This is a genomic window from Serratia sp. CY74737 (assembly GCF_052166775.1).
Taxonomy (GTDB): Bacteria; Pseudomonadota; Gammaproteobacteria; order Enterobacterales; family Enterobacteriaceae; genus Serratia; species Serratia ureilytica.
Map to the genome: position 1 here is coordinate 25561 of NZ_JBJNOF010000011.1, position 18911 is coordinate 44471.

The 18911-nt window shown below is 58.1% G+C and carries 23 protein-coding genes and 1 pseudogene; 2 read left to right on the plus strand and 22 right to left on the minus strand.

All coding sequences use genetic code 11. The features are described 5' to 3' along the window. Positions 1-99: 99 nt before the first annotated feature. From ACJ8PE_RS15850 to ACJ8PE_RS15860, 3 genes are all read right to left on the minus strand, one after another. A complete protein-coding gene (locus ACJ8PE_RS15850; protein WP_004938666.1) occupies positions 100-579 on the minus strand; it encodes a YbjN domain-containing protein in 480 nt (159 codons plus the stop codon). Positions 580-715: 136 nt separating this feature from the next. Next, positions 716-1615: a 30S ribosomal protein S6--L-glutamate ligase gene (rimK, locus tag ACJ8PE_RS15855; protein ID WP_442536807.1), complete on the minus strand. Its 900-nt coding sequence runs from the start codon at positions 1613-1615 to the stop codon at positions 716-718. A gap of 56 nt (positions 1616-1671) precedes the next feature. Beyond that, positions 1672-1986: a YbjC family protein gene (locus ACJ8PE_RS15860; RefSeq protein WP_033642522.1), complete on the minus strand. Its 315-nt coding sequence runs from the start codon at positions 1984-1986 to the stop codon at positions 1672-1674. 230 nt (positions 1987-2216) lie between these two features. On the opposite strand from ACJ8PE_RS15860, the gene ACJ8PE_RS15865 reads away from it, so the two are divergent. Beyond that, positions 2217-2480: a GrxA family glutaredoxin gene (locus tag ACJ8PE_RS15865; RefSeq protein ID WP_004938676.1), complete on the plus strand. Its 264-nt coding sequence runs from the start codon at positions 2217-2219 to the stop codon at positions 2478-2480. A gap of 39 nt (positions 2481-2519) precedes the next feature. Here ACJ8PE_RS15865 and ACJ8PE_RS15870 read toward each other — a convergent pair whose 3' ends face one another. After that, positions 2520-2909 carry an inner membrane protein YbjM gene (locus ACJ8PE_RS15870; protein ID WP_033642521.1) on the minus strand — a complete coding sequence of 130 codons (390 nt, stop codon included), beginning with the start codon at positions 2907-2909 and terminating at the stop codon, positions 2520-2522. Between the two features lie 294 nt (positions 2910-3203). Between ACJ8PE_RS15870 and ACJ8PE_RS15875 the strand changes: the two genes are divergently transcribed. Beyond that, entirely contained in the window at positions 3204-4892 is a 1689-nt protein-coding gene (locus ACJ8PE_RS15875; RefSeq protein ID WP_004938680.1) for an aspartate:alanine antiporter, read from the plus strand. Positions 4893-5160: 268 nt separating this feature from the next. Here the strand turns inward: ACJ8PE_RS15875 and ACJ8PE_RS15880 are convergent, their stop codons facing one another. The 18 genes and pseudogenes from ACJ8PE_RS15880 to ACJ8PE_RS15965 form a co-directional block, all read right to left on the minus strand. Then, on the minus strand, positions 5161-5475 hold the full coding sequence (locus ACJ8PE_RS15880) for a hypothetical protein (protein WP_103681994.1): 315 nt from the start codon (positions 5473-5475) through the stop codon (positions 5161-5163). Positions 5476-5690: 215 nt separating this feature from the next. Continuing rightward, positions 5691-6089 (minus strand): hypothetical protein, encoded by a 399-nt coding sequence (locus tag ACJ8PE_RS15885; protein WP_442536808.1) that lies wholly within the window; start codon positions 6087-6089, stop codon positions 5691-5693. A gap of 87 nt (positions 6090-6176) precedes the next feature. Continuing rightward, positions 6177-7832 carry a hypothetical protein gene (locus ACJ8PE_RS15890; RefSeq protein ID WP_350430479.1) on the minus strand — a complete coding sequence of 552 codons (1656 nt, stop codon included), beginning with the start codon at positions 7830-7832 and terminating at the stop codon, positions 6177-6179. Next, positions 7829-8389 (minus strand): baseplate complex protein, encoded by a 561-nt coding sequence (locus tag ACJ8PE_RS15895; protein ID WP_076741080.1) that lies wholly within the window; start codon positions 8387-8389, stop codon positions 7829-7831. Before ACJ8PE_RS15895 ends, ACJ8PE_RS15890 begins: the two co-directional genes overlap by 4 nt. Continuing rightward, a complete protein-coding gene (locus ACJ8PE_RS15900) occupies positions 8364-9062 on the minus strand; it encodes a hypothetical protein (protein ID WP_442536809.1) in 699 nt (232 codons plus the stop codon). The genes ACJ8PE_RS15895 and ACJ8PE_RS15900 overlap by 26 nt, the downstream gene beginning before the upstream one ends. A 13-nt stretch (positions 9063-9075) precedes the next feature. After that, complete coding sequence (locus ACJ8PE_RS15905; RefSeq protein ID WP_442536810.1) at positions 9076-9504, minus strand: tail fiber assembly protein; 429 nt, start codon at positions 9502-9504, stop codon at positions 9076-9078. A gap of 2 nt (positions 9505-9506) precedes the next feature. Beyond that, a complete protein-coding gene (locus tag ACJ8PE_RS15910) occupies positions 9507-11708 on the minus strand; it encodes a tail fiber protein (protein WP_442536822.1) in 2202 nt (733 codons plus the stop codon). A gap of 30 nt (positions 11709-11738) precedes the next feature. Beyond that, positions 11739-12686, minus strand: a pseudogene (locus ACJ8PE_RS15915) (phage tail-collar fiber domain-containing protein); the annotation flags it as partial. Positions 12687-12691: 5 nt separating this feature from the next. Continuing rightward, the gene (locus ACJ8PE_RS15920; RefSeq protein ID WP_060437263.1) at positions 12692-13297 is read right to left on the minus strand and encodes a phage tail protein; all 606 of its coding nucleotides are present in this window, start codon (positions 13295-13297) and stop codon (positions 12692-12694) included. After that, on the minus strand, positions 13290-14474 hold the full coding sequence (locus tag ACJ8PE_RS15925; protein ID WP_047730046.1) for a baseplate J/gp47 family protein: 1185 nt from the start codon (positions 14472-14474) through the stop codon (positions 13290-13292). Before ACJ8PE_RS15925 ends, ACJ8PE_RS15920 begins: the two co-directional genes overlap by 8 nt. Next, entirely contained in the window at positions 14452-14799 is a 348-nt protein-coding gene (locus tag ACJ8PE_RS15930) for a DUF2590 family protein (protein ID WP_442536811.1), read from the minus strand. Before ACJ8PE_RS15930 ends, ACJ8PE_RS15925 begins: the two co-directional genes overlap by 23 nt. Beyond that, positions 14799-17330, minus strand: a complete 2532-nt coding sequence (locus ACJ8PE_RS15935) for a phage tail tape measure protein (RefSeq protein ID WP_442536812.1) — start codon at positions 17328-17330, stop codon at positions 14799-14801. The genes ACJ8PE_RS15930 and ACJ8PE_RS15935 overlap by 1 nt, the downstream gene beginning before the upstream one ends. Further along, a complete protein-coding gene (locus tag ACJ8PE_RS15940; RefSeq protein ID WP_071845368.1) occupies positions 17330-17509 on the minus strand; it encodes a DUF6890 family protein in 180 nt (59 codons plus the stop codon). The genes ACJ8PE_RS15935 and ACJ8PE_RS15940 overlap by 1 nt, the downstream gene beginning before the upstream one ends. Before the next feature lie 8 nt (positions 17510-17517). After that, the gene (locus ACJ8PE_RS15945) at positions 17518-17787 is read right to left on the minus strand and encodes a putative phage tail assembly chaperone (protein WP_442536813.1); all 270 of its coding nucleotides are present in this window, start codon (positions 17785-17787) and stop codon (positions 17518-17520) included. Continuing rightward, on the minus strand, positions 17784-18008 hold the full coding sequence (gene lysC, locus ACJ8PE_RS15950) for an Rz1-like lysis system protein LysC (RefSeq protein ID WP_237446171.1): 225 nt from the start codon (positions 18006-18008) through the stop codon (positions 17784-17786). Before lysC ends, ACJ8PE_RS15945 begins: the two co-directional genes overlap by 4 nt. Continuing rightward, positions 17935-18279 carry a hypothetical protein gene (locus ACJ8PE_RS15955; RefSeq protein ID WP_225528960.1) on the minus strand — a complete coding sequence of 115 codons (345 nt, stop codon included), beginning with the start codon at positions 18277-18279 and terminating at the stop codon, positions 17935-17937. Before ACJ8PE_RS15955 ends, lysC begins: the two co-directional genes overlap by 74 nt. Then, entirely contained in the window at positions 18279-18620 is a 342-nt protein-coding gene (locus tag ACJ8PE_RS15960) for a M15 family metallopeptidase (RefSeq protein ID WP_103681986.1), read from the minus strand. The genes ACJ8PE_RS15955 and ACJ8PE_RS15960 overlap by 1 nt, the downstream gene beginning before the upstream one ends. Continuing rightward, positions 18607-18909, minus strand: coding sequence for a phage holin family protein (locus ACJ8PE_RS15965; RefSeq protein WP_442536814.1), 303 nt, complete (start codon positions 18907-18909; stop codon positions 18607-18609). Before ACJ8PE_RS15965 ends, ACJ8PE_RS15960 begins: the two co-directional genes overlap by 14 nt. Positions 18910-18911 lie beyond the last annotated feature (2 nt).

Below are 18911 nucleotides of genomic sequence, written 5' to 3' on the forward strand. Positions count from 1 at the left end.
GATCGGGCGACAGAGGCCAAAGTGCAGAATATTTAATTGCGGAGGGGAATCACGGCAGCATGCCGCCGGAGCGACGGCATGCTTAAGGTACAGCGAGGATCAGTGCAGCATCGGCTGACGCACGGCGCCAGCGGGGATCTCTTCTTCGTCCCCCATAAACAGCAGATCGTTCGCCCGCGCCTCGAGGATCACCATCGAGACCTGCTCTTCGCCCTGCTGCATGAAGTGGGTGAACTGCTCGTAGGTGATGCCGACCGCCACGCTCAGCGACTGGCAGACGATCAGCTTCGGCAGGTTGTCGTCCTGAATGTCGACAAAGGCCTTGATGGTCAGCGAGCTGGCGTTGATCTGGCTCAGATCCGCCACCAGCGGGATCAGCGCGGTCGGCTTCACCTCGGCCAGCGCGGAGAACAGAATGACGTTGTCCACCAGATCTATCTTGGCGTCGAACACGCCGTCGAAGTTCTGCATGTGCGGCAGGTGCAGCGCCTGGCAAGAATCGCACTCAAAGAAAGAAATGCCCGACTGATCCAGCCAACGCCGCAACAGCGCCAAATCGGGGACAATGAGTGAATCCATAATAACCAGCCTCACAATATTCAAAACGCGAAAAGGCGCATAGCTTACGGAATATTCACCCGATACGCCACGATCAATGCGGCTTAATTCACTAATTAAGATATTGCTCGGCGGGAAAAGCGCAACGCGCGTACCGTCAGCCGCCCGATTTCAGGCGGAACCCCGGCCGGCCGCGCTGCTCGATGTATTCGATCATCATGCCGGCAATGTCCAGCCCGGTAGTGGTTTCCACCCCTTCCAGCCCCGGTGAGGCGTTGACCTCCATCACCAGCGGGCCGCGCTCGGCGCGCAGGATATCCACCCCGGCGACGTCCAGCCCCAGCGTGTTCGCCGCTTTGACCGCAATCGCCCGCTCCCTGGCGGTGATGGTCACTTTGCGGGCGCTGCCGCCACGGTGCAGGTTGGAACGAAACTCGCCGGGCTTCGCCTGCCGCTCGATGGCGGCAACCACCCGGCCGCCCACCACCAGGCAGCGCACGTCGCGGCCCTGCGCTTCACGCACGTACTCCTGCACCAGAATATGGGCGTTCAGGCCGCGAAAGGCGTCGATCACGCTTTCCGCCGCCTGGCGAGTTTCCGCCAGCACCACCCCGATGCCCTGCGTGCCTTCCACCAGCTTGACCACCAGCGGCGCGCCGCCGACCAGTTCGATCAGATCGCCGGTATCGTCCGGTGAATGGGCGAAACCGGTGATCGGCAGATCGATACCCTGCCGGGCCAGCAGTTGCAGCGAACGCAGCTTGTCGCGGGCGCGGGTAATGGCCACGGATTCGTTGAGCGGGTAGCTGCCGAGCAGCTCGAATTGGCGCAGCACCGCAGTGCCGTAAAAGGTGATGGCGGAACCGATGCGCGGGATCACCGCGTCATAACGCTCCAACTGACGGCCGCGATAGTGAATGGGCGCCGCCGGGTTGATGTTCATATAACAGGAAAGCGGATCGATGATATCGATGCTGTGCCCGCGATCTTCCGCCGCTTCACGCAGCCGCTTGCACGAATAGAGCGATCCGTCGCGAGAAAGAATGGCAATTTTCACTCGTCACCCCAAAAAGGCCAACGCCTGCCCCGCAGGCGGGTTAGCGGCCGCGGCGCTCAGGCGCGCGGATCGCTGTCCTGATGATTTTTCGATGCGTCCGCATCTTGCGGCTTGCGGCGATCGTTTTCCGGCGGCAGGCCGCCGCGCATCAGCGGCCCGAACCCCTGCACCACGCGCCATACCAGAAACGCCGCCGCCGGCACCATCAGCGCCACGCCGAGGAAAATCATGCCGACCGCCGCCTGCTGCGACGCCAGCCAGCCCGGCAGTTGCAGGTGGCCGTGAATACTGAGGTAGGCCAATACCAGCATCACGATGCCCAGCCCTTCCAACACCAGCACCGGGCGCGGTAAGTCACCGAATGAACGCATATTTTTCTTCTCCAGAAGGTCTGCACCCAGTGTAGTGAATTCCCGTCGACGGTGACAGCCCCGGCAGACTAATTGGTTACATGAATCAGATTAACAGGTAATTCCTGCTTTTTTTTCACCGCCTCAACGGGCATAGTAGGCGCCATCTGACGCAGGTAATGACTTTTTCGGTGACGGGATGTCGTTGCGGTAGCGAACAATTTTTTGAAAATCCAATTAAGGAGCGTTGCATGTTTGCAGTAATCTTCGGGCGTCCTGGCTGTCCTTATTGTGTCCGCGCTAAAGAACTGGCGGAAAAACTGACTGAAGAACGCGACGATTTCAACTTCCGTTACGTTGACATCCACGCGGAAGGCATCACCAAGGCCGATCTGGAAAAAACCGTCGGTAAACCGGTTGAAACCGTGCCGCAGATCTTCCTGGACGAGAAGCACATCGGCGGTTGCACCGATTTCGAAGCTTACGCTAAAGAACACCTGAACCTGTTCCAGTAAGTTTTTGAACGACAAAAAAGGCGCTTAACGCGCCTTTTTTTATTGCCGCTGCCGCCGATGCAGCTGCTGGAGCGTGTGCAACAGACCGAGGGCGAACAGCATCAGCATCGCGCCGAACACGCACCAGAACACCGCGCTGGTGGCGTAAGCCAGCTCCTGCCAGAACGAATAGGACGGCGTCAGCCAGAAGTGACGGATCAGCAGGCAGAGCGGCAAGGCATAAAGCGCCCCCAGCAGCGGACACAGCAGCCGCTTGCGGCTCGACAGATAGCTGGCGATCGCCCCGGGGATCACAAACAGCAGCAGGCCGGTTTCCCCGTGGTGCTCATGATCCGTGCTGCCGAACAGGCCGGTTTGCTGGCCGAGAAACACCAGGTTGAACAACAGAAAACAGCTGAGAATGCCCAGCCAATATCGATAACTCGTCATGCGAATTCTCCCCCGCCCAATTACCGCATCAATAGAAATCAGCCCGGCCACCCGTGAGGTGACGCTGAACCGAATTTTTTCCTTGGTCAAAAGAGAGTTAAATGCGCACGGCGGCGCAGGAAATCAGCTTTCTGTGCTGGCTGTCATCGGTCATAGCGTCTAGAATGAACGCCGCCGAACGATGGTTCGCTTCGCTTTCTGCTGGTGGTGATTTATGACGTCGTTTTAAGGCTGAATTTATCTCTTATAGTTATCTATATCAAGCACTTACTGGTAAACAATAAGTTATCCTCCGTGAACATAAACGTCGCTAGTTTGTTAAACGGTAACTACATTCTGTTACTGTTCGTGGTACTCGCGCTGGGGCTGTGCCTCGGTAAACTCCGTCTGGGCTCCGTCCAACTCGGTAATTCCATTGGCGTTTTAGTGGTTTCCCTGTTGCTCGGCCAGCAACACTTCGCCATTAACACCGAGGCGCTGAATCTCGGCTTCATGTTGTTTATTTTCTGCGTCGGGGTGGAAGCCGGGCCTAACTTTTTCTCGATTTTCTTCCGCGACGGCAAAAATTACCTGATGCTGGCGCTGGTGATGGTCGGTTCGGCGATGGTGATCGCCATCGGTCTCGGCAAGCTGTTCCACTGGGACATCGGCCTGACCGCCGGCATGCTGGCCGGCTCGATGACCTCCACGCCGGTGCTGGTGGGTGCCGGCGATACGCTGCGCAACACCATCGTCAACGGCCCGGCGCTGCTGGCGGCGCAGGATCATCTGAGCCTCGGCTATGCCCTCACCTACCTGATCGGTCTGGTCAGCCTGATTTTTGGCGCGCGCTACCTGCCGAAGCTGCAGCACCAGGATCTGTCCACCTCCGCCCAGCAAATCGCTCGTGAACGCGGCCTGGACACCGACAGCCAGCGCAAGGTCTACCTGCCGGTGATCCGCGCCTACCGCGTCGGCCCCGAGCTGGTGGCCTGGGCCGACGGCAAGAACCTGCGCGAGCTGGGCATCTACCGCCAGACCGGCTGCTACATCGAACGCATCCGCCGCAACGGCATTCTGGCCAACCCGGACGGTGACGCGGTGCTGCAGGTGGGCGATGAGATTTCGCTGGTCGGCTACCCGGACGCCCACGCGCGGCTGGATCCGAGCTTCCGCAACGGTAAGGAAGTGTTTGACCGCGATCTGCTCGACATGCGCATCGTGACCGAAGAGATCGTGGTGAAGAACAGCAACGCGGTGAACAAACGCCTGAGCCAGCTGAAGCTGACCGACCACGGCTGCTTCCTCAACCGCGTGATCCGCAGCCAGATCGAAATGCCGATCGACGACAGCATCGTGCTCAACAAAGGCGACGTGCTGCAGGTGAGCGGCGACGCGCGCCGGGTGAAGAGCGTGGCGGAGAAAATTGGCTTTATCTCGATTCACAGCCAGGTGACCGATCTGCTGGCGTTCTGCGCCTTCTTCATCATCGGCCTTTTGATCGGCCAGATCACCATACAGTTCAGCAACTTCTCGTTCGGCATCGGCAACGCCGCCGGCCTGCTGATGTCCGGCATTATGCTCGGCTTCCTGCGCGCCAACCACCCGACCTTCGGCTACATTCCGCAGGGGGCGCTGAACATGGTGAAAGAGTTCGGCTTGATGGTGTTTATGGCGGGCGTAGGCCTGAGCGCCGGCGCCGGCATCGGCCACAGTCTGGGCGCGGTCGGCGGCCAGATGCTGATCGCCGGGCTGATCGTCAGCCTGGTGCCGGTGATTATCTGCTTCCTGTTCGGCGCCTACGTGCTGCGCATGAACCGCGCCCTGCTGTTCGGCGCGATTATGGGCGCCCGCACCTGCGCGCCGGCGATGGAGATCATCAGCGATACCGCGCGCAGCAACATCCCGGCGCTGGGTTACGCCGGCACCTACGCCATCGCTAACGTGCTGTTAACGCTGGCGGGTTCACTCATCGTGGTGCTATGGCCGGGCATACTCGGCTGATCGATTAGCGGGAGAGATGGATCGGCGATAAAAATATTTTGATTTTTTTGTCGCCGGCCAGAACTTTCGTTGGGGGCCGCAGTCTGAATTAGTGCCACTGCTTTTCTTTGATGTCCCCATTTTGTGGAGCCCGATAATCCCGCCTTTTAGGTTCAAGATTATCGGGTTTTTTGTTGCCTGAAAAATTAATCAATATAAATCAGTGACTTACAGACAACAACACCAAGGATTGGCGATAAAATGGCGGCATAGATAAAGATAGCGACTTCTACTTGAGCCCTTTCAAAAGTCGTTTATTTAGCAACTTTTTAGCAGCATCTGTTTGCATCTCTTTCCAACTCGCATAGTGCGTATTCGTAACAATAAAATGCTCCCACTCATCATCAGGTATCGCCTTAAAATCATCTGCATTTTCGACTTTAAAACCTGATTTTTCGAACATATCTTCAAGTGATGTAAAGGATGAACATTGAGAGAGGAACTCAGTATTGAACAGCTCATCAAAACGCAACTGATTAGTTTGTTCAATTTCCTTTAAGTTCTGCTGAATTTTTTCAATGTTATTAACAAATTTCTGTGACATAGAATTTTCCTTATGAAAATGCCGTGTGTTAAAAAAGTGACCACTCTTTAATCAGAAAAACATATATATCGATTACAGAGCTTTTCAGTTCCAACTCTCATAGAAACTTCAGTAACTTATTAAATACAAAGCCTTTACCTCCATTCTTATAGCCAACTATCACACTATAGCCTGATCCAAGCGCCACGAGTAATTTTATATTTATATTATATTTTTCAATCAGTTAAATAAAAGACCCATAACACCGCGCGATCCAAAAACTGAAAAACACTGAAATTCTTTTCAATCTTTTCAGTTTGGGAGTGCTCGCAAAGCCCCAGGCGTGGCGCGGCTCGGCGGGGTATTTTGTAGAAAATCAGAACTGAAAAAATTTCCTGATCCAAATTGCGCAGGCGGGTGCGGTGTAGTGCCGTTTTCGTGGGCAAGATGTTTATTTCGTGGGGTTTCTGCCGCGCTGGCGGCACGCTGCTGCGGTGATCGGATTTATTCGCGTGGGATTGTCGCCGGGCTGGAAAGCGGCTCAGAATGGCGCACAGGCGGCCAGATTGCGGGCATGAAAAAGCCCGCGCGGGGCGGGCTGGTGCTTCCTGGTGTTGGCTTTCTTGTTTGTTCAATTTCTACACGGTTACGCGCTCAAAAGATAATTGGTTGTGTAGATCAATTACTCATTATTGATCGGTGCGGGCGATCAATATTTAGCCCTACCCAATCACGGGCGCGTATTTGTCTTTCAGCTGGCTGGACTTCGTGCCGGCGGCGCTGATTGCCTGCGCGTTCTGCGGTGTGCCGGTGTTGCTGTGGGTGTGGGCGGCAGTCTGCTGCGCCAGCTCCTGCACCACCTCCAGCGTTTCCAGCATCAAGGCCATCACGTTGATTTGCTGGCTCCCCACCCACACCACCGGGGCGATCACGTCTTGGCGCGCTGCCGCTATGCTGCTGCGGATTTTGCCGATCTTCTCCATCAGGCTGCCGGCCACCGCCGTGGTGGCATCGCCGCCCACGCTGGCCACTGCGTTGGCCTGCGTCGCTACGCTGTAATCGCCCTCTGCGATGTGCTGCACCGCACCGGCCAACAAGGTGGATGTGCCCAGCACCGTGGTTTTATCGTTAGCCTGCACGGTTGTGCCCCTGGCCACCACGGTGCGCGTTTCCTCATCGGCCTGGATTTCCCTGGTCATGGAGTTTTCACGGATCGCCTGGTCGGTTTTCCGCTCCCAATCCCCTGCCTGCGTCACCCGCTGGGAAACTTCCTCCCGCTGCTGCTGTAGCTGCTCGCCGGGCTTCACATCCGGCAGCGTGTTGCCCTGGGCCAGCGTCTGCCGGATAAACGGCTTATCAGGCCGCCCATCAGTAAAAGCCACCTCAACCAGCGTTCCCACCGGCGGAAACTGGAACATGCCCGAATCCTGGCCCGCCATTGGCACCGGCAGCGGCACCGCTGGATAAATCGGCGTGTTTTTTGCCGGCTGGCCGTCTGCGTCCAACAGCTGCAAATCAACGGCGTAGCGTGGCCGGAACGGATCGGCCAGGTCACCACTGGTCACCGCCTCCGCGTGGGCCTCTACCCTGGCGAATTTTGGCAGATGCAGCCCCGCCGATAACTCCGGGTAAGCCGCATCAATCTGGCGCTGCGCCGGCGTCATGGCCACGGCCTTGCCCGTCAGCGGGTTTACCGCCAGCCAGGTGATCGTGGTGTCGTCGTTTTCCAGGCGAACACTCGACAGCCGGCGGCCATTGACCACCACACCAGGGCGCAGCGCCTGCACCATTGGCAATGTCATACTGTTGCCGCCGGCGCGCGCCTGGCTAAACTCGGCGGGAATATCCACCGGCTTGCCGGCAAACATGGAATGCGCCCAGCTCCCCAGGAACACGCCGCCATCCGGCAGCGGTTGCCAAACGTAATCAGGCACGCCAAACGCGGCCCCCAGGTTGGCCAACAGCTGATAACCCGTCCCGCTATGGGTGAAGTGGGGGATCGGCTTGTCCAGGTAATCCGCCTGCGCCGGCAGCGCGATCGTTATTCCGCTGTTTTCCTCCAGCCAGCTGGCCACCTGGCGCAGCGTCGGGTGTTGGAACGAACACGGCCACAACCTTTCAAACACGCCGGCCAGCTCTCGCACAAACAACCGCTGAAAACCGTTCTCTGCCGGCTGCGCGCGCTCCACATACCCGGTGAACCAACGCAAAAGGCTATCCGTATAGCCGGCATCCAGGCGCACCAGCTTGCCGGTGTAGTCCGTTTCGGTCTGCGCGGTGATAAACCCGCGCCCGCAGCCGTTCAACTCCAGCACCAGGTTAAGATCAACCAGCGGCACCGCATCCCCGGACAACATCAGACGCTTAATCGGTTTCATTCGCCCCCCACCACGCCGGCCAACGCATCATCCGCCGGCTTCAAAACGCGGCGCTCAAACCAACTCAATTTCTGTTCGTCCTCTGCCGCTGCGCCCTTCCCGTTTACCTGGCCATTCGCGCCTGGCGTCTGTTTCTTGGCGGCAGTTTTGCTGCCCTCCCGCGCGTCTTTCTTTTCCGGTACGCTCAAATGTTCGCGCATCGTGAACGTCACCAGCCAGGCTTGCTTGCCGTCCTGTTTCGGCGCGTCAATCGAACCGGTGAACGTCGCCAGCCTAAAGTTAATGGCCTGGGCGGTATGGTTGGCCACACGGTAGCGTTTCAACTTGCCGCCCTCCGTGGCCTCCGCCAGGGCAAACAGACGCGTTAACACCTTGGCTTCGCTAAACGGAATCATGCCGGAAATGCGCAATTCCTTGGGCTTGATGCCCTGTTCGGCGTTCGCCGTGCTCGAGGTCTGCCCGGATTGGTCTTTATCCTGAAACTGCATCATCGGCGTCACCATGATCCCTTTAAGCGGGATTGCTTCACCATTAAGCGCCAGCGTGACTATCGTCATGGATCATCGCCTCCAACTGTCCTAAATCCTTGCCTACGAACAACACCGCCAGGGTAAAAACCGCATCCTGGTGGGGAACATCCTTTTTCATCGCCGCGCCAACGCTGGCGGCGGCCCCCTTCGCCGTGAACACCCACGCCGGCGCGCTTTTTCCCTGTAACGCCGTCATGGCCTCGCTCACCATCGCCAGGGCGGATTGGCGAGCCTCGGCAAAGCCGGCCAAAGCCGACTGCAAGCCGCCAATACTCGCCCCAAGCGCCGCGCCCGCCTTGGCTTCTGCGATACGCTGCGCATTCAGCGCCAGGCGCTGCGCACTGGTCGAAAGCACCGCCGCCGCCGGCAAGCCGCCGCCCATCTTCCCAGGCAGTTGCATCCGGGTAACGGCCTGCGTGGCCGCCGTCTGTGCCATGCGCTGCACCTGGTTTAACGCCGGCAGCGGCAGCACCCCCGACAGCGACGCCACCAACGGCATAAACTCGGCGTGTGAGTTGGCGCAGATCATAAACACGGTGGCGGTGATTTCGGCCCCCTGGCCGGCCAACTTGCCCGCCAGGTAATCCACGGCGTTGGTCGGGCTGAGGTAACAACCAGATGCCTCTTGCCGCCCTACGCCATAAACCCACGGATGCGCCGGCACCATCGAGCACGTCAGCGCCTGCATATCACCAGGCATCCGCAAAACAGCCTTACGCCACACTCGGCACCTCCGGCCAGGTGATTTTGTCCGCGTGTTCCACCTCGATGCGATTGAGCAAAACCCGATATTTCTTCCAGGTCAGCAACGCCGCTTTCTCTGCTTCTGACGCAATCCCCAAATCATCCGCATCCTGTAAGGGGGCGATCGCCTTGCCTGCCTTTTCCAGTAGCAGCCCTTTTTGCCAGGTGGCTGCGGCGGTCTGCGTTTCCTTGGCTGGAGCGGGAATATCAACCCAGCACGGCAAGCCGCGCTTATTTGCGCCGCGCTCTTTTCCTTCCGGGCCTTGCATACAATATTTTTCCCACACCTGATCGCTAACGGGCTTTACATCCTCCGGCCAATTACCGTTTGCCTCATAGCTTTCTTTATCTTCGTAAACATAGAAAGCCTTGGTCGTTGCGCTAAATCCATAGCTCATCGTTACACCCCCACCGATTGCCAAAACACGACCTGTTCTTGACCATCCATCATTGCATTAAACCCGTTGTTATCCAGATCCCGCGCCTGGATATTGACCCGGCTATCGCCGAACCAATTCCCGTTGGAACTGGCCAACGTCAGTTGCACACCGAAGCACTCCCGCGCATAAGCGCGTGGGAAACCGACACGGTTTACATAGTCCACTCGGTTAACCACCCCGCCTTGGATAATGAACCCCGTCACCTCGTCCTTGTACCACCAGGCATTGCGGCCGCCGGCAACAGCTGAACGGCTGTTTACATAGTCAATAGTTGCCCTGGCCCCAACATCACGATTGTATGACCCCCAATCAACGCGACCGTTAATCTGGTTGCTTAGCCAGTTGCTGAGATAACCGCCCCAGATAGAGCCGTTAATATTGCCGTCGTTCTGATACACCGCGCCGCCGGCAACCAGATTACCGGGGGCAACAAACTGCTTAGTGTTCGGATCAAACCGCCAGATAGCCTCTGCGTTATTATCCCCCCGCACATGAATGCAGGGCTTAGCAAAGCTGCCTGCCCCATCCATCAGATAGCCAAAACTTACAGCTGTTGGGTAACCCTGCCCTTTTCGGGTGCTTTTGCCTTTGACCAACGGGACATAGCGGCCACCCTCGACAACATCCCAATTGTAATTTTCCTGATAGAAAGGGGCTTTGGTGTCGAGTTGCGAGGAAAACGCGCCGCTCCCTTCTGGAGGTGCGCCCGTTGGCGTTGACAGATATTTCGCCGTAATTTCGGCACTGCTCGTCAACGTTCCCGAAAGCTGGCCGCCTTTCCTGGTTAGATAGCTTTCCCAGCCGGTGAATCCGCCGTTCACATCCGTTGCAACATAGAACTTGTTCGCGGTGCCGTGGGCGATAAACAGATAGTGGATAAATTTCCCGTTACCGGAGGCCGTGCTTAAATTGGTGCCGTTGGTAGTCACATACAGCGTTCCCCACGCAACAGGCGTCCAAGAGCTATTTTCCACGCTCCATACGCCTGGAGACGTCGGTTTTTCTGCCCCGGTAAGCACACGGGCAACCCCCATCCGCGCAGCAAAGTTATTGCTGTGGTCGGCGGCCTTCACATCGCTAATTGTCGGTTTGTAGTCCGTGGTGTACACCCGCGCCCACTCAGTAGAGCCAGGGCTATCTTTCCGCATGGATCGCAGGTAGAAAGAGCGGTCACCCGACCCCACCAAAAATTGCACGTTGCGAAACTCGTTTGCCTTACCGGTAAACAAAACCCCCATGCCACCCGGCACCGGATACCCCTTATGGGTGACCTCCGCCAACGATTCAACGGTAAATCCGTTGGGGCGGTTCACATCGCTATCCGCGTTCCCCGTAGCCCCATCAGGAAATACAATGCGCGGCACCGTCAGCGGCCCGATCATGGTGTCGCCGGCCTGTTTAACAAAACGCCCGTCTGCCTCGGTCTTGTTCCAGGCGTTCACATCCGACGCCAACAAGTTAACGTCACCGGTCAGCGGCTTACCGTTCACGCGGATAGAGCGCAGGGCATATTTCTGCGCCGCCTGGGCATCAGTCAGCGCACCCACATCCGCCGCCGTGGGCTTATTCGCCGGCGAGTAAACGCGGGCGTTACCATCCCACACAGATGCGCCAGTGATCCGCCCCTTGGCCGAGAATGACCCGGTGCGCACGTTCAAAAACGCCGTGCGCCCCTGGATCCCTTCCCCTTTGCAGGTGTTGAAAAAGCCCAGGCCATACCAACTTTTCACATCCACATTGCAGGTTTCATAGCTGGCCCCATCCCCGTTCCCTGGGAAAAGCCCGCCCGGCTTAGAACTCCAGCTATTTGCCACCGTCACGCCGCCGGATGCCTGGATTTCCTTCTTGAACTCGCCGCCCATCGTGGCCGATACCGCGTCTACGTCTTGCGCTTTCGGCTTAAATCGCGTGGTGTAAACCTGGAACCAGGTCACCCCGTTATCAGGAATATTCGACCGACCGATAAAAGCATCAGCGTTATTCTGCACCGCCAGATACCCCCCTGACGGGCCACCGTCGCACGGCAGACTTAAGACGCCATAAACCTGATTGCCGGGGGCATTTTTCGAGGTGTTGTTTAACCGGTAGATTTCGCCCTGGTTACAGTAAGCATCATCACGATGCCGGGCACCCATGCCCAGGCCAAACGCCCCGACCTCCATCACATTGCCATCTTCCACGCCCACGTTGCGCGTGGCGGCGGTGCCCAGGCCCAAACTCCCCCGGCTTTTCGCCTTATCCTTGAGGGAGGCCAAGTTATCATCCTTGCGCAAGTAGGCATCATTGCCGGCCTGGTCGGACAGGGAACCTTGCGGGCGCAGGTCGGTAATGTTGCCGGCGGTGTCAATACTGGCCACCGCAAACACATAGTGCTTAAAGCCGGCGTTATCCGTGTAATCCGCTGCGGTCGCCGCAACGGTGAATTTCACCGCCGCCGCCCACTGGCTTACCACGTTGCCCTGTAAACTCACATCGGCCCACACCTTGATAGGCTTGGCCGTCACGGTAATGTTTTGGTTGGCCGCCAGCACCGCGCGCAGCCCGCCCACATAGCCGGTGCCCGCATTCACGAAATACTGCGCGCCGGCCTTGGCCACCAGGAACCCATTGCCAAAGAACGCGCCGGCACCGTAGTGATCGCGGTTAATCAGGCGCTGCATCTCATCGATACCGCCCAGGCGCGCGGTAAAGTCGATCTGCCAGGTTTCCGCCGGCGTGGTGATCGCCGTCTCGCTGGCCGCGCCGTCATACTCCATCACAAAGGAGCGGGTGATCGCGTTGCCCTGCTGGCCGGCATGGTTGGCCACCTTGCGTTGCGTCGGCGCATGAACAATCATCGCTACCGTGTTGCTGGCCTTGTTCACCAGGCCGATCCAGTTGAAGTCAAAATCGCCCACCTCGGTGCCCAGGGTGACCGAATACACCACGGCGTTGTTGTTCACGACGCCGGTTTTGTTCACTGCCTGGCGGTGCACAATCTGGCCCGCCGGCGGCATCCCCTCTTTGCGGTCAATCGGCTTGCCGGCATCGAGGCCCGGCACGTTGGCGAAAACGAACTCATCCAGCACCACGCGGGAACCGTTCACGGCTTCTTTTGCTTTCCATTGCTCAAAGGCAAAGGTGATCGCGGTTTGTGACATGTTGATTATCCTTTCAGTGTTGCGCTCGCCACGGTGGCGGAATGTTGGTTATTGATACTGGCCACCGCGCTGGCGGCGCTGTAAGTCACGTATTCACATCCCGCCCAGCCAGCGCGTAATTGCAGGACAGAATTGTTAATCACTTCAAATCGATAGCGGCGACAGGTGCGGCCATACTGCCGGATAACCTGCATCAGCAGATCGGGATTACTGGCCACCTGGCCATCGGTCACACGGACGCTGATCACGTCCCAATCTATGCCCGGCTGGCGCTCCAGGATTTCCACATAGCCCACGCCCAGGCGCTCAAAAATGGCGATAAAGCCGGCCACCGATCCCGCATCGCGGGCGTTGATAAAAGCGTACTGCACGCGCTTGCGGAACAGCTCCAGCGGCTCCCCGTTGAAGCGGGTAATATCGCGCTGGTACGCCAGCACCTGGAGCAACGGCACCGCACAGGTGGCCGCATCCAGCTGTTTCAGCGGCCAGGTCAGCCAGCCATACACCCACAACCAGAAATTGCGGCAGGCGCGCAGCAGCTTGGCCGGCTCCCCGCGATTCATCCAGGACGGCAACAGCATCCCCGCCAGGCGTTCTTTAAAATCAGGCATCGGCAACCTCCAGTTTCAAGGTTTTCAAACGCGGCACGTTCAGCTCGCTAACAATATCGCCCAGGGAAAACGCGATAGACTCCAGCTCGGGAAAAGCGCGGTGTAACTCCCTGGCCAGGTTCGAAAACGAGAAGCGCGCATAAGGCCAGGTTTTCTTTACGTCGTACTCGGCGTTTTGCCGGAACGCGCAGCGGATCAGGGTTTCGCTGTTTCGCGTCAGCGCGGCCAGCGCATCCGCCGTAAAGTTGGCTTTGTTCTCCACAAACAGCGTCACGGCCAGGTTGTGTTGGGTTTCCGGCATGGCGAAACACTGCATATCATCGCCGTGGCCGTGGTTCCCCTTGTTCGTGATGTAATCATTGACCGCGTTAATAAACGGCTGCGAGGCAACGCCGGAATCCAGCAGCAGATAGGCATTTGCCGTTCCTGGCCCGCGCGGGGCGTCGTGCTGGAAAAAAATTCGGTCGATACTCAGCCCGGCGACACTGGCGATCATGCTGCGGTAAACCGCATCCGTGTGATAGTTGCCCGCCAGGTTGTATTGGTTGCGCGCCCTGTCCCGTAAATCGTCGTCGGATTCCTGGTCAGCGCCGGGGGCCAGTAACCAGCCCTCCTCGTTTTCCACCCGCACAATGCCCGGCACCGCCTGGGGTAAAATCCGGTAGTAACCGGGGGCCAGGTTATGCGCGCCGCCTGGCTCGGTCGCTTTCACCGGCACCAGCCCGCCGGCGGTGCCGGCGGCCAGCGTGGTTTCCTTCACCACCGCCACGCTGTAAACATGGCCGTTAAGCCGCTCGGTTTGCACCACCGTGCCGGCGGGGATCGTGACCATGACACTGGCGTTTTCCTTGTCGAACCGAAAAACGCCCTCGGCTGCCGTCGCCGGCTTGCGCTTCACGTTGACGCCCCAGGCGAACATTTCCAGCCAGGTGCCGCCGGCGGTGGCCAAATACATGTTGGCCATGACGACCGACACCAGAACATCCTTTAACCACATCACCGGGGCGGTAATAATCGCCTGGATAAGTCGCCAAAACGGCGACATTTTGGACGTATTGGTAATTAACCCTTCGGCGGTCACCAGCTCGTTAAATTTGGAATTAACTTGCTCCGTGGTAATGGGCATTCCGCTTTCTGTTAAGGCTTTCTCGTAATCAACCTGCGGTTTCATTGTCATAATTAACGCTGGCCTCCACTTTGCCGAAATCATAAGTTTCTGCGGTCACCCAAAGCCGTTTTAACGTTTCCTCGCTAATCACGACCGTGCCCGGAATAATTCGCGTATCATCTTCCAGCAACAACACCATTTGCATAATGACGTCAGCGCGAAGCGTTGGGCTTCTTTCCGCCACTAATTGCGTGACCAATCCACTTTCTAAAATGGCATGGACACAATCTTGCCCAATGCTTACCCGGTTATGACATAACACCGGCTCCCGGCCTGTATTTAGCGATAAATCGCCATTTTCAATTAGCAGGTCAATATAAAGGGGTTCACTCATTAACTTAATTCCTGCCATTCCATTAGCTGCTCGGGCGTCATACCCTGCTTAACGTTAATATGGACGTTCTCAATATTTTTGCGGTTGTCGGTAATGGTTCGGGAATTATTGTTAATTTCCTTATTAATCCCACCGGGGCCAATTCCTTTTAACCTGCCGCCGCTTAGCAACTTATCCGGCGCGGGCGGTGGCGGCGTGCTTTTCTCGGTCTGCACCTGGGCCAGCACCTGCACCTGTTGCGCCGGGGGCTGCGGCACCTTCACCACCGGCACCGCCGGCGCGGGCGTCGCCGCCGTCCCCTGCATCGCTTTGGGCACCACGATAGGATCGCGCACATCCTCAATCAGCGTTTTGCGCACCCCCGCCGCCGGCATCAGCGCCGGCGCAGGTTGTGGCACCGCCACCGGGGCCACTGCCGCAGCCTGGGCCGCTGCCGGCAATGCGCTGCTACCCTCCAACGTGGCCAGGCCCGTGGGCAACGCGCCCGCATCAATAGCCGGCACCGTCACCGGCGGCACGTTTACCATTCCCTGGGGTTCGGTCACCGTCGGCACCACATCCACATGCATGGGGTCAATACTGACGCCCGGCAGCATGTTGATTTTGTCGATGATCCAGTTGTAGGTGTCGGCAAACGCAGACCGGAACACGCCCCACAGCTTGGTAAATACGCCCGATACCACACGACCAATCGTCATAAATGATTCAATCGGCGAGGACGGATCAAACGCGGCCACCACGTCCAGCCAGCCTTGCTTAACGATGCCGAATGCATCGAACAAGTGGCCGACAGTCTTGATCACCAGCTCAATCGGCGACAGCAACAAGCCGATCGCGCCGGCAACGATCTGGCCACACAGCTGGCCGGCAGTGGTAACGGCTTGCAGCTCCGCCGCCGTGCTCTGGACAGGGGTTAGCAGGTTAACGAACCAGCCAAACAGCGTCTTAATCGCGTCCCATACCCCAGCCGCCGCCCGCTTCACCAGGTCAAACGCGCCGGCAAAGGGTGACAGCGCGCCGGCGGCCTCTTTAAAGCCGGCAATAAACCCGGACACAAACGCCTTAATCGGCTTCCAGAACATCCACACCGCCGCCACCACGGCACCGATAGCGGCCACCAACAGCGCGATCGGCCAGCTCATCAGCAGGAACGACACCGCACCGGTGCGGGCGGCAATCGACGCCGCCAGCAGGCCCGCGCGCAGCATCACCAGGCCACGGTTAAACACCGCCGTGGCCGCGCCACCGGCCAGCATGGCCAGGCGATTGAGGCCCAGCAATTTGGCCACCGGCCCCAGCAGGTTGCGTAACCCCAGCATCAGGAACATGTGGACGCCGATCGCCAGGTTAGCTATCGCCCCCGCCGCCGCCAGGCTCAGGAACGCCAGAACCGCCAGGCCAATGGCCCGCGCCAGGTTGGGGAACAGCTTCAACCAGCGCACCAGGGTTTGCCCCGCGTCCGCCATTTTGTTAATCATCGGATAGAGCACCGGCAACAGCGTTAACCCCATCGCCGCCCGGATGGAATACCAGATCGCGGTAAGCCGTTCCCACGGGTTGGCCATGCGCTCCGCCATTTCCGTGGCGCGCTTCATCCCGTCATTGCTGCCCAGCTCGGTAATGTGCCGTTTCAGCAAATCCACATTGCCGTAAAGCTGTTTAATCAGTACCGACGAATCGCCAAAAGCATCATCCAGCGCGGCTTGCGCCTTGAGGTTCCCCTCGATGCTCTTGCCGTAGCGCGCCTGTAATTTCTCCAGCATTTCCGGCAAGCTGACCATGCCGCCCGCCGCGTTAACAAAGCTCATCCCCAGCTTTTTGGCCCCGTCCTGGGCCGTTTGGTAAAACGACTCGTAAACGCTGCTCGCTTCCGATCCTAACGTGCGCTCAAGTTGCCCCATCACGGCTAACTGCTCATCAATGCCGACGCCATAGTTTGCCCCCACGCCCCTGGCGCCCTCCATCAGGTCAGAGATCGCCCCCATGTTGGTGCCAAAGGCTTTGACCATGTAGGCCGTTTTGCCGGCGAGTTGCTCGGCGAAGTTCACGCGGCCCATCTTCTCGGCGTAGCTGCTGAATTTGTTGTACATGCTGCCCATGTACTCCGCCGCCTCTGCGCCGCTGGCTTTCGTGGCCGCTGCCAGGGTATTGGTCGCCACGGCAAACGCCGGCAACTCCTGGTTGGTCAGCAATCCCACCTGGCTGCGGATCGCTTCGGTAGACGTGATAAAGTCCACCGACGACTTGCCATATTTGGCGGCAAAGGCCAGCGCATCGCCCGCCACCTTCTGCAAGGTGCTGTCATCAATCCCTTTCGTGGCCGCCGCGTTCAGCGCGTCGGTGATCTCGATAGCTGGGCCTAACGCGCCCTTAATCGACAACCCAACGCCGACCAACCCGGCTCCACCCACGGCAATCTTGCCAAAGGCCGCTTGCGATTTTTCCGCGAAACCGGTAACCGATGCCTGGGCCTGTTTCAGGGGCCGCGTCAGTTTGTCGATCAGGCTCAGGGTAAAATCTAGCTGTTTCATTATTCGCCTTTAAATGCCAAAGAAATGCCGTTTGCGGTGGCCACGCGCATATTTTCCCAATGCCGGTTATCCAGCCAAATGGCGCGGGCTAAGTTCTCAGAACTATCATTTTCAGCCGGCAAGTAATAACGCCGCAGCGTTAGCGCTTGCTCAATGAAATTGTTATCAATAGCCCGCAGCCGGTTGGTTAGTTTTTTACTTCAATTTCCAGTTTCGGCGCATATTTCGCGTTTACCGCTTCCGCGATTTGCAATGCAGCGCCAGGCAGTTTAAGCAGCTCATCCAGATCGGTTTTACTTTCCGCCGAAACGATACGGCGCAAATAGGTCACATGCGGGGCGACTTTATTATCCATTGCCATATCGTTAATCAGGCTGTTATAGGCCGTGGTGTTTGGCTCAAAAGCCACGTCTTTTCCCTGGATAGTCAAAGTGATTTTATTTTCTGCTTTGCTCATTGCTGTAATTCCTTACGTTGATTTATTTCGTCTACTAATTGGTTATGCCGCGCGGCGCACAGCGGATAAATATCTAAATAGGTTAATAACGGCTCGCTAACGTCTTTACCGGTTACCCCGTTTATCCTGGGTAATTGCTCCGGGCATTTAACGAGCAAACTTTCCTGAAATGGCACGTTCGGCTTTATCTGCGGCCTCGTTGTACATCCTGACAAGCTCATCAGACACACAAACGCGGGTAAATACCGGCTTAACCACTTCGGTGCGGATCTCTTTCGGTTGAGCATCGCGCAACGCCTCCAGCTTGCTTTCCAACTGCCGGGCCGAACGGCTGGCCACGTTCTCCGATGCCTGGCGGGATTCCTCCCCGGCACGCTGCGCGGCCCGGTCTACGGCCAACTCCAGGCTATCCCGATGCCAGCCATTGGCCTGCCAGCCGCCGGCAAAGCTGGCCACCAGGGCCAGCAGGCCCAACCATGCCCCCTTGGCCATCAGCGCCGCCCATCGTGCGCCAGGCTAAAATGGTTGCCGTCCGGGCGGTCTTTGAAGCGGCCACCCCAGGCACCGCCCAGGCTTTCCCAATATTCGCCGAGCGGTGTATATGCCTCGGTTTGGGTCTGGTACACGCCGTTAATAAACAGGTTGAAATCCACCGCCAGGCGCTGCGTGTGCAGGCTATTGGCGATGCCTGCGCCGGTCTTGGCATTGCGCGCGGCCTGCTCAGGCGTGCGGTAGGCTTCGCCGAACGTCAGCCGGTAGCCATGATCGCCGGCCCAGGTGATCAGCTGGCCGATCAAGGCGGTAAACAGCTGCTGCTTTTCACTTAACGTCATCTTTCATCTTCCCCGCTAACAGATTGCTGCCCTTACGTTTAAGCCACAGCTCAACGGCCTGGTGGCCGGCGATGCCCAGGGCCGCCCCTACCCCCACCACCCCGAGGGTGGGCAGACCTGGCACCCAAATCAGCGCCGCGCCTGCCACCATTGCCGTGCCCGTTCCCAGGATCACCCGACCGATAAACAATCGCGGGGTGATCGGCTCATCGCTACTTAACACCTTGCCGATAGCAATCAGCACGCCCAATAACAGCAGGCTCCAGAACGTTTTTTCATGCTCTTGCATCT

Coding starts and splice junctions, on each gene's coding strand:
- ACJ8PE_RS15850 (WP_004938666.1), bottom strand. CDS start 579: ATGGATTCACTCATTGTCCCCGATTTGGCGCTGTTGCGGCGTTGGCTG.
- ACJ8PE_RS15860 (WP_033642522.1), bottom strand. CDS start 1,986: ATGCGTTCATTCGGTGACTTACCGCGCCCGGTGCTGGTGTTGGAAGGG.
- ACJ8PE_RS15865 (WP_004938676.1), top strand. CDS start 2,217: ATGTTTGCAGTAATCTTCGGGCGTCCTGGCTGTCCTTATTGTGTCCGC.
- ACJ8PE_RS15870 (WP_033642521.1), bottom strand. CDS start 2,909: ATGACGAGTTATCGATATTGGCTGGGCATTCTCAGCTGTTTTCTGTTG.
- ACJ8PE_RS15880 (WP_103681994.1), bottom strand. CDS start 5,475: ATGTCACAGAAATTTGTTAATAACATTGAAAAAATTCAGCAGAACTTA.
- ACJ8PE_RS15890 (WP_350430479.1), bottom strand. CDS start 7,832: ATGAAACCGATTAAGCGTCTGATGTTGTCCGGGGATGCGGTGCCGCTG.
- ACJ8PE_RS15895 (WP_076741080.1), bottom strand. CDS start 8,389: ATGACGATAGTCACGCTGGCGCTTAATGGTGAAGCAATCCCGCTTAAA.
- ACJ8PE_RS15900 (WP_442536809.1), bottom strand. CDS start 9,062: ATGCCTGGTGATATGCAGGCGCTGACGTGCTCGATGGTGCCGGCGCAT.
- ACJ8PE_RS15905 (WP_442536810.1), bottom strand. CDS start 9,504: ATGAGCTATGGATTTAGCGCAACGACCAAGGCTTTCTATGTTTACGAA.
- ACJ8PE_RS15910 (WP_442536822.1), bottom strand. CDS start 11,708: ATGGAGGTCGGGGCGTTTGGCCTGGGCATGGGTGCCCGGCATCGTGAT.
- ACJ8PE_RS15920 (WP_060437263.1), bottom strand. CDS start 13,297: ATGCCTGATTTTAAAGAACGCCTGGCGGGGATGCTGTTGCCGTCCTGG.
- ACJ8PE_RS15925 (WP_047730046.1), bottom strand. CDS start 14,474: ATGACAATGAAACCGCAGGTTGATTACGAGAAAGCCTTAACAGAAAGC.
- ACJ8PE_RS15930 (WP_442536811.1), bottom strand. CDS start 14,799: ATGAGTGAACCCCTTTATATTGACCTGCTAATTGAAAATGGCGATTTA.
- ACJ8PE_RS15935 (WP_442536812.1), bottom strand. CDS start 17,330: ATGAAACAGCTAGATTTTACCCTGAGCCTGATCGACAAACTGACGCGG.
- ACJ8PE_RS15945 (WP_442536813.1), bottom strand. CDS start 17,787: ATGAGCAAAGCAGAAAATAAAATCACTTTGACTATCCAGGGAAAAGAC.
- lysC (WP_237446171.1), bottom strand. CDS start 18,008: ATGAGCTTGTCAGGATGTACAACGAGGCCGCAGATAAAGCCGAACGTG.
- ACJ8PE_RS15955 (WP_225528960.1), bottom strand. CDS start 18,279: ATGGCCAAGGGGGCATGGTTGGGCCTGCTGGCCCTGGTGGCCAGCTTT.
- ACJ8PE_RS15960 (WP_103681986.1), bottom strand. CDS start 18,620: ATGACGTTAAGTGAAAAGCAGCAGCTGTTTACCGCCTTGATCGGCCAG.
- ACJ8PE_RS15965 (WP_442536814.1), bottom strand. CDS start 18,909: ATGCAAGAGCATGAAAAAACGTTCTGGAGCCTGCTGTTATTGGGCGTG.